Consider the following 15,344-nt stretch of genomic DNA (forward strand, 5'->3'; position numbering starts at 1 on the left):
TTCTCTAATCTATTCGCACAAACACACGGACAATGGGCAGCTTAGAATTTGCTCATCTCGTGTTTAGTTCTACACTTGATCGCCGCCTGTACAATTGTACCATCTAGGCTTTGGTTACCCTAAGGTTCCAATAAGGCATCCTTCAGGATCGCCATTTCAGCAAGATTGCTGTCACAGTCAAGGTTCCTGTTGTTGTCCTTCAGGGTCCATTAAGGTAGCGGCCTCATCAGAGGGCGCAACACTCATCTTCAATACAGACCTATACTCACCACACAGGCCCCATCAGTCAAAAGCCTTACAGCTTCCAGCCTTCCCTAAAAGTCAGCTTCAAGTCCCTTATCCCCGCCTGCCTCAATTCCCTCGGCTTCAAGTAGATCAAACCCCGTGGTTTCTTTAGCTTTCTCAAAGCCATCATGGAAGGCGTCACTCCTAATCAGCCTATGGGGCAACTCCTCGGAAACTATTTGGATTGCCCGTGCAAGCACCTCGGGCTGCATCCTCATCTTCTCCCCCAAGGCTTTTAGCAGCTTTCTTCCCCACTCCTGCGCCATTGCCTCCTCCTGCTCTGGGGACCACTCGGGTTTCAGTTTGCCTTTCTTATCCATCAATCGTGCGTTTTCCCAAGTCATCCCCATTAGACGCATTGGCGACTTTCTACGTTCCCTTAGCCGCTTAAAGAGCGCTCGCATTATCCCAATCTGCCCCTGAGATATCCCAGTCCATTCGTGAAGCTCTTTCTTCGATCCGACGTCACGGCAAATCAACACCCACGCACTGTCCATTTTCTCCTCTCTGGTTATGGGATCTTTCTCCCGAGAGTTTAACTTGCTGGCAACCGCCATGGCCTGATCCAGAGAGTGCCCTATTAGGACCTTCACTGGCGCCTTGAGACCCTTTTCGCCATCCCTGTCAGCCTTGAGTCGATAAGCGGCCATGCGGTGATGTCCATCAACGACAATCCACCCCATACCGCTCCACCAAACATGGATTTGCTCGTCAAGAACCCCGCCATTAACATCTTGGCTAATCTTCTCAACGCGTTCTGGGTCTACCCCATCCTTTCGCGGCTGGAACACAATTGGTTCCTCACGGATAGCCTCTAGGGGAAGGCTTCTGGGGACGCTGGGGGGCATTGCCTCCCCCCGTGCCAACTCACCTTGCAGTCGTTCAATGGCTGCGAATTTGGTTTCAGAAATCATGCGTCCTCTCCAATCTGAATAGAACTAACTAACTGACCCTCTATCGCCATAGCCGCGAGTCTACGGGCATGTCTCTCTCCCATGCCTCCACAACCTTTCTTGAAGCTTTTGAACTGAACTTTTCTCCCTTTCATGGCAGCTTCGATCCGCTCAAGGATATCTTGATTTAAGGGTCTTTTATTTCCAGAGTTCCTCCAGCCGTTTGCTTTCAATTTGGGAATGCCTCCATTGCAAGCGTTAATGGTGTTGTGGTCGCACATGTAGACAACCAGTGGGATTTCCTTAGGCGTCATTTCAAGTGCGCCCAGCGCCGCCCACAGGTTTTCTCGAGGTGCCGTTGTGGCGTCTGAGCGGCCATTTTCCTCCATGACGGTTAATTGACAGAAACTGGGGTGCAAAACAGCACAGCCCCAACCCCCAGCTTTGGTTTTAGCAATCTGGGAGCCTATTGCATAAGCCATAGTTACTTGTTCCGCCTGAGCGGTTTCATCTTTGTTGGTCATTGTATTTCTTTCTTCTAAATTGAAAATGGTGAGGTTGGTGTTCTGGCAGTCCAGAGAATACCTCAACTAATGGCGCAACCTAATTCAGGGACCCTTGAAGTCATTTGGGGGGCACACAGCTTAACTAAAGAAGCAACCTAATTACTGTGGCCGCCCCACTGATACGCCTTCCCGCCACCCTCAAGGTAGATAAACCACCCCCCAAGGCGTATGAGGTAACCCCCACGGATCGGCAAAGCAAACGCCCATGGCTCCCCGTCAAGTCGAGGGGAAAGTTGAATACTGAGTTGAGTTGGGAGTTCTTTGAATTTGGTAAACATTAGTGTTCCTCATGTGTCGTTGACATTTGAGGGGTGAACTAAAACCACTAGTGAAAACAAACCACTAGCGTAAGGATGTCCACCCTACGATAGCTAACATGGGTCGATTCCGAGGTCCAGAGTCTCACCTGAAAATCAAGCAATCTATCTCCTAAAACAGATAGGCTACATACGAGTCGTGGGATGGCCGCTAGGACTCGCTTGGCGCCATCAGACTCCCTCCCTAGGGCAAACCCGACAACGTTTCTCTAAGGTGCCTCTGAGGGCTCCTCACGCCGCTTCACTTTTCGCTGCTACTGTGGATTTCAACACCCGATATACTGAAGTTCTCCCGATGTTTAAGCGCTGGGCAATCTCAGTGGCCCCCAAACCTTCTGCAGCGAGCTTGTGAACCTCAGCATTGTCGATGATAGGCTTTCGCCCTTTGTAGACCCCGTTGGCCTTTGCCTTTGCAATGCCCTCCATCTGCCTCTCACTGCGAAGGTTGGTCTCGAACTCAGCGAAAACCCCCAGCATCCCGAAGAACGCCTTACCTGCAGCCGTGCTAGTATCAACGGGCTGTTCGGTAGCCTTGAGCGCAACGCCCCGCATTTCCAACTCCTTCGCTATCGTCTGCAAATCACCTACAGACCGCGCCAACCGATCCACCCGTGTAACGACGAGCGTGTCACCTTTCCGCAAGAACTGCAGCAGTATCTCAAGCTCATCCCGCCCTTGCATACTTGTGCCGCTGGCTTTCTCCTCGCGGATTGTCTCACAACCTGCAGCGCCCAGCGCCTCGCGTTGTACTTCAAGGTTTTGGTCTGTTGTTGAAACTCTTGCGTAACCGTAGATTGCCATCTGAACTGTTCCTTTTGGGTCTAGACCCCATGCTTGTGGTGTACTTTAATTGAGCGGTCCACCCTAATGGGTCACCATGCGTGTACCGCCATGATGCTCCGCTAGAGTATACCCAAAAAGATCAATCAGCAATCAATCTTGAGTGAGTCATTTTGACTCAGCCGTGGAGTTGGCTAGGGCTTCGCTAAGAATGGGGTGCGCAACTAACCACATTACTAACCCCCTGTGCGGCAAGAGATTGAACTCGGGTGGTGTTCCTCATCGAAATTGAAACCCCGTGGTGTAGCTGAAGGTATGTTGTGAATGAATCTGTGAGTGAGGGAGGGGGGTACGGGGGATAACGCGGTTTGCGCCACCATCATTATACCCGCTCACATTTTTGACCCCAAAAAGTTGATCTAGACCCCATCAGCAATTCAACACCTCGAACTTTGGTGTTGGGTCTTCCCCAATGGTCTCTGTTTATAGGTGTTCATTAGCAATGATTTATCGCTAGACCTACCTGCTAGGAACCCACAAGGAACCTCAATCATCAATGAAGGGTACCCCTCAGGTAACCTTAAAGGTAGGTATCTGTTCATCAATCATCAAAGGTCAAACCAAGGCTATACCTGAAGGTAACTACAGGAATCTTCCTCTAAGGGTGCAACCTAATTATTTACAGTTATAAAGTGAGATTTCGACAGGCGCTCACAGTTCCTCAAAGGTGTGATTGTCGCGTTGGCGCTGGGCGTGATATCATGGTTGCACATCACCCTCTGAGAGGCCCAGAGGAGTCCTTCAAGGTGGCCCTAGGGTGTTAAAGCGAGGGGTGTTAAGGCTACTGAAAGAACAGTTCAAAAGACGTACTGCACGACGCCTAAAATAAACCGAGCGTTACTTTCAACCAAGGAGAATCACAACATGACGTATGACGCTATCATCTATATAGCTTTTGCACTGTGGCTTGCTAAAAGGGGCGCTCTGGCCAACAAATAGGCAAACCTACATGCACACATATCTACAAGCCAACAAAAATTATGGAATAAATAAACTCCAACTGGATATGGCGGCGGCTTGATCTTTAAGCCTATACTGATGCTTAATGTCGGAAGTATTTTGAAAGCCACGGATGGAAAAATACGTACAGACTCTTACAAACGCTGCCGTATCGGAAGATGCTATTAAATGCGGGAAATGTTTTATGTGCGGGGGGCCAGCGTCCACTGGACAGGGAGAGCACGTCTTTCCACTTTGGTTGCAACACAAGTATGGCCTGCTTAATCAGAAGCTGACATTATTGAACGGCACTCTAATTCCCTATCGTCGTTTAACTTCTCCGTGCTGCGAACCTTGCAATACTGGACCGCTGGCCGATTTGGAGAGACGCGTAAAAGTACAAGCGGAATCCTATGAGACTAATTTTGAAAACGATGACCTTCGACTATTGGTGGGTCTGTGGCTTTTCAAAATTCTGTTCGGAATCATTCATGCTGAATGCAGGTTTTCATATGATCAAAGCGACCCTTCGCTCGGAAGTATATTCCCGCCTAAGTTCGCTGATGAACTACACTCGCTCCACTTGTTGGTTAATTCCCACAGAAAACCTACAGTATTTAGATGTTTGCATGGTGCTGTCCCGTTCACAGTCTACTTGTACCGAATAGCTGAGTCTCGCCATTACGACCTTTTCGATTTTAGTACTAACTTGTTCGGAAAATCAGTCGCAATCCGCATGGGGAAACTGGGGGCGATTGCTGTTGCCGATGGCGGCTTGCAGATTGAAGCTGGTAAACTTGGACCTTTCGGATTGGACGGACAAGAACTCCATCCACTTCAGTTCGATGAATTAGTGAGCCGTGTTCACTACAAATCAGTTCTTCGGGACGCCACTCACTTCTACTTAAATAGCGAAACAAAAAAATCTCTTCTGATTGAGCAAGTTAGAGTAACCTATTATTCCAACGTCTTACTAGAAGATGGATCACAACAAACTTTTCGCGATTGGGACGAAAGAGAACTTGGCAACATGCTATCTCTTTATACTAGACTGAATATTCCGTGGTTTGATGAAATCCACAGACAGACCTACACATATACATTTTTGGCTGACGGCTCGCGCAATATGAATTTTGCGGAATTAGATGAGAAGTTGGATAAGATTTGGGGTATTCCCAGCGCATAACTGCCCTTAACGCATTTTGCCGCAGCATTAACCTACCCACCCTACCTAAGACTGCCGAGGGCTCAGTGGCCTATTTGTTGCGCATCGCCTTTATCATTGCCTCATGTTTCTGAGCCAGTGAAATTCCTTCACCATACGAGCCATCTTGCCCTGAACTAAGGGCGTGTCCTTCGATGGCCTTGGCGGTCTCTGGGAAGACTTCAGCCGCCCTCATTCGGTCTTTCATATTATGACGAAGAGAATAGGTGGTATGTTTAGGGTCCGTCGAGTGCGTTCTAATTTTCTTGCCAAGTGCTGTCGATAGCCGATCCATTCCGCCTCTGCTCGCATATCTTGGGAACGCAACCGTCTCCCCTGCGCCCTCCGCAACAATAGATTTGGCGACCTCCAAGGCGTCCCCAACCAGCGGGATGGCCCTTTCAGACCAGCTGCTCTTGAGTGTTCTGCCCTCTCTTCGAGAAATAAGGATGTGCGGGATTGGGGCGTTCACCACAAATTCAGACCGCAAGAGCATCCTTATCTCGCTTGGACGTGCCCCCGTGTGGTCGAGTAGAGTCCAAATCCGATAGAGGTCAGGTGTCTCCTTCAGGTCCTCATAGACCCCACTAATAACTTCTCGGGGGAGCGGGAGACGTTTGGTCTGACGCCCATCAGTTTCATCCGCGATCTTCATTCCACTAAATGGGTTGTTTCCCCCATCAATTGTAAGCTCGCTTATGGCCCAACTGAAAACCGCACTAATATCATTGCGTTCACGCCTAATCGTGGCGGGAGCAACACCTGAGGCTTCCCTACTGTCTCGCCACGCCCTCGCATGGCTTCGAGTAACCTCAGAGAGCGGTCTGTCCCCTCCTAGGATACTAATCAAACGCTGTTCACCCCTGTAAAGTCTCTGGGTCTGCTTCTTGAGTTGCTCGGGGTCACTTTTGCCTTTCTCGGCAAGGTAAGCCTTGAACGCATCAGTCAAGGTCACTGTGCGAGCCTCTTCAGCGACACCGCCAAGTAACGCCCGTGCCAGAATCGCGTCACCTTCAGGTACACCTATATATTCACCTGTATGGGGGTCTTGATACTTATCCACCAACTCTGAAACAGCAGCATCCCTTGCTGTTCTCTCGTTTTCGTCTCTTCCCACTCCATATGGGTCCATCCCCACTCCGAAAGAAGGGCGACCATCGGTTTTGATTGCTCCATTGGAGAAAGGTTAGTCACGCCATTCCGCGACAAGCTCAACAAATGTTCAAAGCGTTGATGCACCATACCATAGTTGGTCATGGCCTCCCCTGAGGTTTTCCCTATGACCTTTAGAAATTCATTCTTCTTAATCAAACCTACAAGGGCTTTTGGAACCCTTCGACGGTAGATGTAGCTTCCTGATTTCTTATCTTGAGTAACGTATTTCACAGTCATATTCCGCATAGCTTAAACCTGTTTGTGTAGGTAAGCGTGTATGTAAATGGGTCACCGCTGGGTGATAAATCCAGCAATAACAATCACTTAAAGGTGAATATGTGGTGCCCAAGGGGGGACTCGAACCCCCACGTCTTGCAACGGGGGATTTTGAATCCCCTGCGTCTACCATTCCGCCACTCGGGCCACGAGGTGGATGTAGCCTGTCATGGCGCTGGGGAAAAGAGGAAAAACGCTCGGGATGCGTTTTTTTTACAAAAATCACGGTGCGGCGCGCTAAATCCAAATAAGTGCGAGGCTTGGGACCGCCAAAAGGAGTGCGACGCGCAGGATGTCGGACGCTATGAACGGCAAAACACCGCGATAGGTTTGGCCGATGGGCACATCCTTGGCGAGTCCGTTGATAATAAAGAGATTCAATCCTACGGGTGGCGTGATCAGGCCGATCTCGACGGTTACAAGCGCGAGGATACCAAACCAGATGGCGGTGGCTTCGGCAGTCAAACCAAAGTCTAAGGTTTCGATGATCGGAAAGAACACAGGCACCGTCAGAAGGATCATCGAAAGCGAGTCCATCACACAACCAAACACGAGGTAAAACACCAGCATTCCAAGCAAAACAAAAATCGGAAGCACTCCGAGGCCCCCAATCCACTCAGCAAGGGTTTGTGGGGCCTGTGTGAAGGCCAAGAAGGTGTTAAACAGTTGAGCGCCCAAGAGAATAAGGAAAATCATCGCGGTCGCGGATGCGGCAGCGAGGACGCTTTCCACGAATCCACTCCACGTTAAGCCCCGAGTTGCAGCACCATAAAGGCCCGTGATAACCATGCCAATTGCCGCGCCTTCGGTGGGGGTAAACAGCGCCTGAACCCCAGGTTTAACCCAGTTCCAATCCGCCGCAATTCCACCCATTACGAGGGCAAAAATAAGGATCACCGGCCACACTGCGAGCAACGATTTCAGGCGCTTGGCATAGGCCACTTTTGGCGCGCGCAAATCACCGCTTTCGCGGGACACCATCAGGCGCACAACAATCATGTACCCCACGGCGGCCAAAATACCGGGAACAATGGCGGCGGCAAACATCTTGGCGATATTTTGCTCCGCGAGAATGGCGTAGATCACCAATATCACCGACGGGGGGATCAATATTCCAAGGGTGCCGCCCGCGGCCAAAACACCTGTCGCCAAGGCATCGGAATACCCCGCGCGGCGCATTTCCGGCAGGGCCACCTGCCCCATCGTGCTGGCCGTCGCAAGCGAACTTCCACAAATCGCGCCAAACCCTGCACAAGCGCCCACTGTCGCCATGGCCACCCCACCGCGCCGATGCCCGAGCCAGTCAGCAGCGGCCTGAAAGAGCGCCCGACTCATGCCCGATTTTGTGGCGAATTGCCCCATCAACAGAAACAGCGGCACGATCGACAGAGAGTAACTGGAGAACGTGTCATAGCTGAGGGTTTTAAGCTGGTTTAGCGGTGCGGAGGCACTGCCTCGAATGATCCAAACCCCGACAAATCCGGTGATCCCCATGGCCACGGCGACTGGCACGCGCAGGAAAATAGCCAAGAGCATAAGGGCAAACCCAATGAGCGCGATTTCCACTCCGGTCATGGCTTTTTCCCTTGAATATCAGCGGTAAACTTCAAAATCGCTACGAGGGCAAACAGCGCGGCCCCAATCAGACAAAACCCGTAAGGGAGCCAAATCTGGATCTGAAGCTCATAGGTGGTTTCTGGATAGAAGGGTTTGCTGCCCATCGAGAATACCGACCGAAATGCCTCGCTTCCATAGGGGAATTTCTCGGCGAACCCAAGGTAGAAGCGCCACAGGATAACGGTAGCAATCAGGGCCACCAACCCATCGGAAATTCCACCCAACACCCGAAACGCGCGCGAACCAAACCGCGCGGCCAAAACGTCAACGCGGACGTGTGCGCCCGTCATGTGCCCCCAAGGCAGAAAGGAGAAAACGGCGATCCCTGTGGCCAGTTCAATCAGCTCAAAATCGCCTGAAATAACTTCCAGCCCCACCGCGCGTGTGCCCACCGAAATTACCGTTATCAAGGCAGCCAAAATCAACAATACCCCCCAAACAGCGCATAGGCCTGCACCATTTTTCGCACGAAGGGGGATAGGAAATTTCACGGTCCATCATGGCGTTCTTTTGCGGGTTTTGCCGTCGTCACGCAATAGTTTATCTAACGGGGTAACTTTGCCTTTAAAATTGGCGCATCATCGCGTAGACAATCCAACATTAGACCGTGATAAACGGCCTTCAGGCGCAATAACTTAAAGAGCAGCTATGCTACGATCTCTCTATAACTGGACGATGTCCCTCGCCCAGAGTCGGTATGCAATTTGGGCCCTTGGGGTTATTGCTTTTGTCGAAAGCTCGGTTTTCCCGATTCCCCCTGATGTGCTGATGATCCCGATGATTATCGCCCGCCCGTCCAAGGCGTGGCTTATCGCAGGCGTCGCGCTTGTTGGCTCAGTACTGGGAGCATTGCTTGGGTATTATATCGGCTCTGGGTTGTTTGAATCCGTGGGCCGTCCGGTTCTCGAATTCTATGGCAAAGAGCATTATTTCGCGGAGTTCAGCACCAAATACAACGAGTGGGGCGCTTGGGCGGTCTTGATCGCGGGGATTACACCCTTCCCGTTCAAGGTCATCACGATCCTGTCCGGCTCCACGGGGCTCAGCCTGCCGATTTTTATCGTCGCTGCGATCATTGCGCGCGCTTTTAGGTTCTTTGTTGTCGCCGCCCTTTTGCGGGTCTACGGTGAGCCGATCCGCGACTTCATCGAGCGCCGCCTTGGTTTGGTATTCATCGTTTTTGTCGTATTGCTGGTGGGCGGATTTTACTTTGTGAAGGTGCTGTAATGAATAAAACACTGGTAGTTATCGCAAGTTTTGGCTCTTTGGCGATGCTTTTGGGCGCCTTCGGGTTTCAATACATTGGCGGCCTTGCGCCCTGCCCGATGTGCCTGTGGCAACGCTACCCTCATGCCGTGGCCTTTGTTTTGGGCGTCCTTATTCTCGCGGGCGGCCCGCGTATTCTCGCCGCCCTAGGTGCCATCGCCGCCCTCACCACTAGCGCGATAGGCCTGTTTCATACCGGCGTTGAACGCGACTGGTGGGAAGGTCCGACGACCTGCACATCCGGCCCCGTTGCCAACCTAACGCCTGAGGAACTGATGGCGCAAATCATGAGCGCGCCCTTGGTGCGCTGTGACGAAGTGGCGTGGGAAATGTTTGACCTCTCGATGGCCAGCTGGAACGCGATTGGTTCCCTCATTCTCGCTTTCGTTTGGATTGCTGCATGGCGCAGCCGCGCCTAAACCACTTGCTGTGAGCGCATAGAACGGGTCGTCAAAAGCAGATTGGTCTCGCTGGTTTGCACCCCCTCGATGCGGCGAATATCAGAGAGCACACGGTCAAACGCCTCAAGGCTATCGGCGTTAATCTCGACGATCAGATCCCATTTTCCGTTGGTGGAATGGACCTCTCGCACGGAATTTTGCCCTAGCAATTGATGCAGCACTTTATGGGTGCCACGCCCCTCGATCCCCAGCATCATCAGGCCGCGCACGGGGGCTTGGGCGACGTCCTCGCGCAGACGCACCGTGAAATCCACGATATCGCCGCGCGCCACAAGGCGCTCCATGCGCGCGCGCGCCGTTGTGCGGGACGTTTTGAGCTCTGCTGCGAGCTCTGAAAGGGTTTTGCGCGCGTTTTTGCGCAAGGCAGCGATGAGGTTCCTATCCAATTCGTCCATAATCACTTCCGATTTGATACAACAGCCGCCAGTTCATCCGAATAGGGGGCTTCTGTCCATCCATTTCGCAGATCAAGCTAGGGTATCTCCGCTTTCCCAACCCACGAGAACCCCATGACCGACACCAAACAAAACTCCACCTGCGTCTTGATCGGCGCGCCTATTGATTGTGGCAAAGCCCGCGCGGGATGCTTGATGGGGCCGGACGCCCTGCGCACCGCGGGGATCGCAACCGCCCTGAGCGAGCTTGGATTCAACGTCGAAGACTGGGGCAATTTCGCACCTGATTTGGGGCCAGAAGTTGCCTGTGACAATCCAGCCGTCCACGGTTTACGCGAGACAATTGGCTGGGCGACAGCGCTGCGCCGCGAAGGTGCGCGCGCCATGGAGGTTGGGACGCCGATATTTATGGGCGGCGACCACGCCATGTCACTAGGAAGCGTCGCGGGTGTTGCCGATTACGCCGAACGCCAAAAACGCCCCTTGTTCCTGCTCTGGTTGGACGCGCATACCGATATTCACACCTTGGCCACCACCACTTCCGGCAACTTGCATGGCACCCCCGTCGCCTATGCCATGGGGCTTGCGGGGTTCGAAGGGTTCGCCCCTATGCCCACCATCCCCGGCGCACAGATTTGCTATCTGGGCCTGCGTTCAGTGGACGCGTCTGAGCGCGCCGCCGTTGGTGAACATGGTCCCACGGCAATTGATATGCGTGCGATTGATGAATATGGCATTGCCGCCCCGCTGGAGGCGTTTCTTGACCAAGTACGCGCAGCAAATGGCCTGCTGCATGTCTCGCTGGATGTCGATTTTCTGGACCCATCGATTGCCCCTGCCGTTGGCACCACGGTTCCAGGTGGTGCGACAGTGCGCGAGGCGCATTTGGCGATGGAAATGCTCTGTGACAGCGGCCTGATGCGCTCGCTCGACCTCGTTGAACTCAACCCGTTTCTGGATGATCGCGGCCGCACAGCCGAACTGATGGTCGACCTCACTGCCTCGCTCTTTGGCCGCCGCGTCTTTGACCGCGAAACAACACGTTACTCTTAAAAACAACGCCCTTTTCCACAAGGATACCCAAAATGAACAAGCCCAACCTCGCCCCATCCTCCCTCGCCTATGTGCCTTTCGTCTCGGTTCAAAACATGATGGCTTTGGTCCATAGCATCGGGATCGAAGACTTTATGAAGGGCATCGTGGCTTACCTCGAAGAAGATTTCAAAAATTGGGAAAATTTCGACAAAACACCGCGTGTCGCCAGCCATTCCGCCGAGGGTGTGATCGAGTTGATGCCCACCAGCAATGGCGAAATCTATGGCTTTAAATATGTGAACGGCCACCCCAAAAACACTCATGAAGGCTTGCAAACCGTCACCGCCTTTGGCCTGCTGGCGACGGTCGACACAGGCTATCCTGTGTTACTCTCGGAGATGACGATCCTGACCGCGCTGCGCACCGCCGCGACCTCGGCCTTGGTGAGTAAACACCTGATGCCAAAGGGCGCGACAACCATGGCCGTGATCGGAAATGGCGCGCAAAGCGAGTTTCAATGCCTTGCCGCCAAAGCGATCTGCGGCATCCAAAACGTCCGCCTCTATGATATCGACCCCGCAGCGACCCAAAAAGCCGTGCGCAACCTTAAGAATCAAGGGCTCAAAGTGACGTCCTGCACCTCGCCGCAAGAGGCAATTGAGGGCGCGCACATCATCACGACCTGCACTGCCGACAAGCAATGCGCGACCATCCTGAGCGACAATATGGTCGGTGCGGGTATCCATATCAACGCGATTGGTGGCGACTGTCCGGGTAAAACCGAACTGCATGTGGACATCCTAAAACGCAGCGATATTTTCGTGGAATACCCGCCGCAAACCCGTGTCGAGGGCGAGATTCAGGCCCTTGCTGATGACTACCCTGTCAACGAGATTTGGAAAGTGATTGCGGGCCTAGAGACAGGGCGCACCTCGGCCAACCAAATCACCCTCTTTGACGGTGTCGGCTTTGCCATCGAGGACTTTTCTGCCCTGCGCTATGTGCTCGATCAAATCCAAGGCACAGCGTTTATGCAGCAGCTCGATATGGTCGCTGACCCCGATGATCCGCGTGATCTGTTCGGGATGGTGCTGCGCGCGAAGCCAAATCAGGGATAAATCCCCAAAAAGGGCTGGAATTCGTGGATTTCCGGCCCTAAATCCGCTCGCCCCATTGCGCCCTATATGCAGGGACGTGTATACATGGGGCAACAAGATATAGAGTGCAATAAAAAGAGCGGTAAATCCACGTGAACGATACGCCAGAAACACCTGTAAACGAAGAAGAAAACGGTCCAGAACGCTACGTATACGATGGACCTCAAATTTCCATCACCAGCGAGATGAAAACCTCCTATTTGGATTACGCGATGAGCGTGATCGTAAGTCGGGCGATTCCAGACCTGCGTGACGGCCTCAAACCTGTGCATCGGCGCATCCTTTATGCGATGTACGAGACCAACAACACGCACGACAAATCTTACCGTAAATCGGCGCGTCCTGTGGGCGATGTGATGGGTAAATACCACCCCCACGGCGACAGCGCGATCTATGATGCCCTTGTGCGGATGGCGCAACATTTCTCGATGTCACTGCCCTTGCTTGATGGTCAAGGCAACTTTGGCTCGATGGATGGCGATAACGCTGCGGCAATGCGCTATACCGAAGTGCGGATGGACAAACCCGCCGCCTATATTCTGGCCGATATCGACAAAGATACCGTTGATTTCCAAGACAACTATGACGGCAAAGACCGCGAACCGTCGGTGCTTCCGTCCCGTTTCCCAAATATGTTGGTGAATGGCGCTGGGGGGATCGCGGTTGGCATGGCCACGAATATTCCACCGCATAACTTGGGCGAAGTTATCGAAGCCACCTTGGCGTTGATTGTGAACCCTGATCTCACCACCGAAGAATTGATCGAATACGTTCCAGGCCCTGATTTCCCGACGGGCGCGATTATGTTGGGCCGTTCGGGCGCACGCAAAGCCTATCTTGAGGGCCGTGGCTCAGTGATTATTCGCGCCAAAACACGCGTTGAAGAAATCCGCAAAGATCGCTTTGCGATTGTGGTCGATGAAATTCCCTATCAGGTAAACAAAGCGTCGATGATCGAGAAGATCGCCGAACAAGTGCGCGACAAAAAGATCGAGGGCGTGTCCCACGTTCAGGACGAAAGCGACCGGAATGGTGTGCGCGTTGTTGTCGAGCTTAAGCGCGACGCAACCGCCGAAGTCGTGCTAAACCAGTTGTTCCGTTACACCCCGATGCAGACGTATTTCGGCTGTAACATGCTTGCGCTGAATGGCGGTCGCCCTGAAACGCTTACTTTGCGCCGCTTCCTGACGTGCTTCATCGACTTCCGCGAAGAAGTTGTGGCCCGTCGCACCGCATTTGAATTGCGCAAAGCCCGTGAGCGGAGCCACATTTTGTGTGGATTGGCCGCTGCCGTCACCAATATCGACGAAATCGTTGCGACAATTCGCAGCTCCGCCGATGCGGGCGAAGCGCGCACCCGTTTGATGGAACGGCGCTGGCCCGCTGCGGCGATCATGGAATACATCAAGTTGATTGATGATCCTACCCATACGGCCAATGATGACGGTACCTATAACCTATCCGAAATTCAGGCCCGTGCGATCCTTGAATTGCGCCTCCAACGCCTAACAGCGATTGGGGTCAAAGAGGTCACCGACGAGCTGCAAGAATTGGCGATCAAAATTCGCGAATACCTCGAAATCCTCGGTAGCCGTGAACGTATCATGGGCATTATCAGGGACGAACTTGTTGAAGTTCGCGACAAATTCGCCGTACCACGTCGCACCCAGATCGTTGATTGGTCTGGCGATATGGACGACGAAGACCTGATTGAGAAAGAAGAAATGGTCGTGACTGTCACCTCTGGTGGCTACATCAAACGCACCCCTCTTGTGGATTTCCGCGCCCAACGTCGCGGCGGCAAAGGCGTTGGCGGGATGAAGACCAAAGAAGAAGATGTTGTGACCAACCTGTTTGTGGCCAATACCCATACTCAGCTTTTGTTCTTTACGAACGATGGTATGGTTTACAAGCTGAAAACTTGGCGTTTGCCTCAAGGCAGCCGCACATCCAAAGGCAAAGCGATCGTCAATATTTTGCCGATGCCGGTTGGGGTTTCGATTGCTGCGATCATGCCCGTGGATGCGCCCGATAGTGAATGGGGCAATCTTCAGATCATGTTTGCCACGTCAAAAGGCACCGTGCGCCGCAACGCGCTTTCAGATTTCACCAACGTGCGCTCAAACGGCAAAATTGCGATGAAGTTTGAGGATGATTTCGCCGATGCAACCCTCGTAAATGCGCGGATTTGCTCGCCGGATGATGATGTGATGCTGGTGACCAACTCTGGCCGCGCGATCCGCTTCCCCTCGACCGACGTGCGGGTTTTCCATAGTCGCGCCTCAACGGGTGTGCGCGGGATTAGGCTGAAAGACGGCGAAGAAGTCGTCTCCATGTCGATTGTTCGCCACTTTGACGCCACCAGCGACGAACGCATCGCCTATCTCAAGATGCGCCGTGCAGCGGCGGGGCTGTGGAGTCCGACGACGATGTCGATGACGAAGAAAATGGCGAAGGCGCGATTTCTCCAGAACGGTTTGACGAAATGCAGGCCGCTGAAGACCTCATCCTGACCATCACGGCCAAAGGTGCTGGCAAAATCAGCTCCTCACACGGATATCCCGTGCGTGGACGTGGTGGCATGGGCGTTGGTGCGATGGATAAAGCCATGCGCGGCGGCGAACTTGTGGCGTGTTTCCCTGTGGAAATGGGCGATCAAATCATGCTCGCGACCTCCAATGGCCAATCCATTCGTTGTCCGATCCAAGGCATCTCGTTCCGGTCCCGCTCTGCGGGCGGCGTGAAAGTCTTTAACACTGGCAAAGGCGAAACCGTTGTTTCGGTCGCTTGGATCGCCGAAGCCGAAGAAGAAGAGATCGACGCGATCGAAGACGCCGAGATCGTGGCCGAAACCGATGTTGAAACACCGGATGACGCCACCGAATAAATCCCAAACGACGGGATGACATTCTGACCTTCAAAAGCCCTAGCCTTTGCG

12 protein-coding genes, 1 tRNA gene and 1 pseudogene are annotated in these 15,344 nt (G+C 52.9%); 6 read left to right on the forward strand and 8 right to left on the reverse strand.

The window, feature by feature from the left end:
* Positions 1–314: 314 nt before the first annotated feature.
* The 3 genes from RC74_RS17110 to RC74_RS17125 all read right to left on the reverse strand — a co-directional run bounded on the left by RC74_RS17110 (position 315) and on the right by RC74_RS17125 (position 2,862).
* On the reverse strand, positions 315–1,199 hold the full coding sequence (locus RC74_RS17110; RefSeq protein ID WP_039003508.1) for a hypothetical protein: 885 nt from the start codon (positions 1,197–1,199) through the stop codon (positions 315–317).
* Positions 1,196–1,702, reverse strand: a complete 507-nt coding sequence (locus RC74_RS17115; RefSeq protein ID WP_039003507.1) for an RNase H family protein — start codon at positions 1,700–1,702, stop codon at positions 1,196–1,198. Before RC74_RS17115 ends, RC74_RS17110 begins: the two co-directional genes overlap by 4 nt.
* A gap of 590 nt (positions 1,703–2,292) precedes the next feature.
* Positions 2,293–2,862, reverse strand: a complete 570-nt coding sequence (locus tag RC74_RS17125; protein ID WP_039003505.1) for a recombinase family protein — start codon at positions 2,860–2,862, stop codon at positions 2,293–2,295.
* Between the two features lie 1,111 nt (positions 2,863–3,973).
* On the opposite strand from RC74_RS17125, the gene RC74_RS17130 reads away from it, so the two are divergent.
* Complete coding sequence (locus tag RC74_RS17130) at positions 3,974–5,026, forward strand: hypothetical protein (RefSeq protein WP_039003504.1); 1,053 nt, start codon at positions 3,974–3,976, stop codon at positions 5,024–5,026.
* Positions 5,027–5,096: 70 nt separating this feature from the next.
* On the opposite strand, the gene RC74_RS17135 is transcribed toward RC74_RS17130, so the two are convergent.
* The 4 genes from RC74_RS17135 to RC74_RS17155 form a co-directional block, all read right to left on the reverse strand.
* Positions 5,097–6,176, reverse strand: coding sequence for a site-specific integrase (locus RC74_RS17135; protein ID WP_236939964.1), 1,080 nt, complete (start codon positions 6,174–6,176; stop codon positions 5,097–5,099).
* Positions 6,177–6,538: 362 nt separating this feature from the next.
* Positions 6,539–6,622 (reverse strand) — tRNA-Leu (locus RC74_RS17145).
* 90 nt (positions 6,623–6,712) lie between these two features.
* Positions 6,713–8,050 carry a TRAP transporter large permease gene (locus RC74_RS17150; protein ID WP_039003590.1) on the reverse strand — a complete coding sequence of 446 codons (1,338 nt, stop codon included), beginning with the start codon at positions 8,048–8,050 and terminating at the stop codon, positions 6,713–6,715.
* Positions 8,047–8,583 (reverse strand): TRAP transporter small permease, encoded by a 537-nt coding sequence (locus RC74_RS17155; RefSeq protein WP_062628332.1) that lies wholly within the window; start codon positions 8,581–8,583, stop codon positions 8,047–8,049. The genes RC74_RS17150 and RC74_RS17155 overlap by 4 nt, the downstream gene beginning before the upstream one ends.
* Before the next feature lie 157 nt (positions 8,584–8,740).
* Here RC74_RS17155 and RC74_RS17160 point away from each other — a divergent pair, with 157 nt between their 5' ends.
* Positions 8,741–9,319: a YqaA family protein gene (locus tag RC74_RS17160; protein WP_039003592.1), complete on the forward strand. Its 579-nt coding sequence runs from the start codon at positions 8,741–8,743 to the stop codon at positions 9,317–9,319.
* Entirely contained in the window at positions 9,319–9,777 is a 459-nt protein-coding gene (locus RC74_RS17165; protein WP_039003593.1) for a disulfide bond formation protein B, read from the forward strand. Before RC74_RS17160 ends, RC74_RS17165 begins: the two co-directional genes overlap by 1 nt.
* On the opposite strand, the gene RC74_RS17170 is transcribed toward RC74_RS17165, so the two are convergent.
* Positions 9,774–10,214, reverse strand: coding sequence for an Lrp/AsnC family transcriptional regulator (locus RC74_RS17170; protein ID WP_039003594.1), 441 nt, complete (start codon positions 10,212–10,214; stop codon positions 9,774–9,776). The two genes, RC74_RS17165 and RC74_RS17170, sit on opposite strands and share 4 nt — an antisense overlap.
* A 114-nt stretch (positions 10,215–10,328) precedes the next feature.
* Between RC74_RS17170 and rocF the strand changes: the two genes are divergently transcribed.
* From rocF to gyrA, 3 genes and pseudogenes are all read left to right on the forward strand, one after another.
* Positions 10,329–11,267 carry an arginase gene (rocF, locus tag RC74_RS17175; protein ID WP_039003595.1) on the forward strand — a complete coding sequence of 313 codons (939 nt, stop codon included), beginning with the start codon at positions 10,329–10,331 and terminating at the stop codon, positions 11,265–11,267.
* Between the two features lie 32 nt (positions 11,268–11,299).
* Complete coding sequence (locus RC74_RS17180) at positions 11,300–12,367, forward strand: ornithine cyclodeaminase (RefSeq protein ID WP_039003596.1); 1,068 nt, start codon at positions 11,300–11,302, stop codon at positions 12,365–12,367.
* A gap of 131 nt (positions 12,368–12,498) precedes the next feature.
* Positions 12,499–15,293, forward strand: a pseudogene (gyrA, locus tag RC74_RS17185) (DNA gyrase subunit A).
* The last annotated feature ends 51 nt before the right edge of the window (positions 15,294–15,344 follow it).

It is taken from the genome of Falsihalocynthiibacter arcticus, assembly GCF_000812665.2.
Classification (GTDB): domain Bacteria; phylum Pseudomonadota; class Alphaproteobacteria; order Rhodobacterales; family Rhodobacteraceae; genus Falsihalocynthiibacter; species Falsihalocynthiibacter arcticus.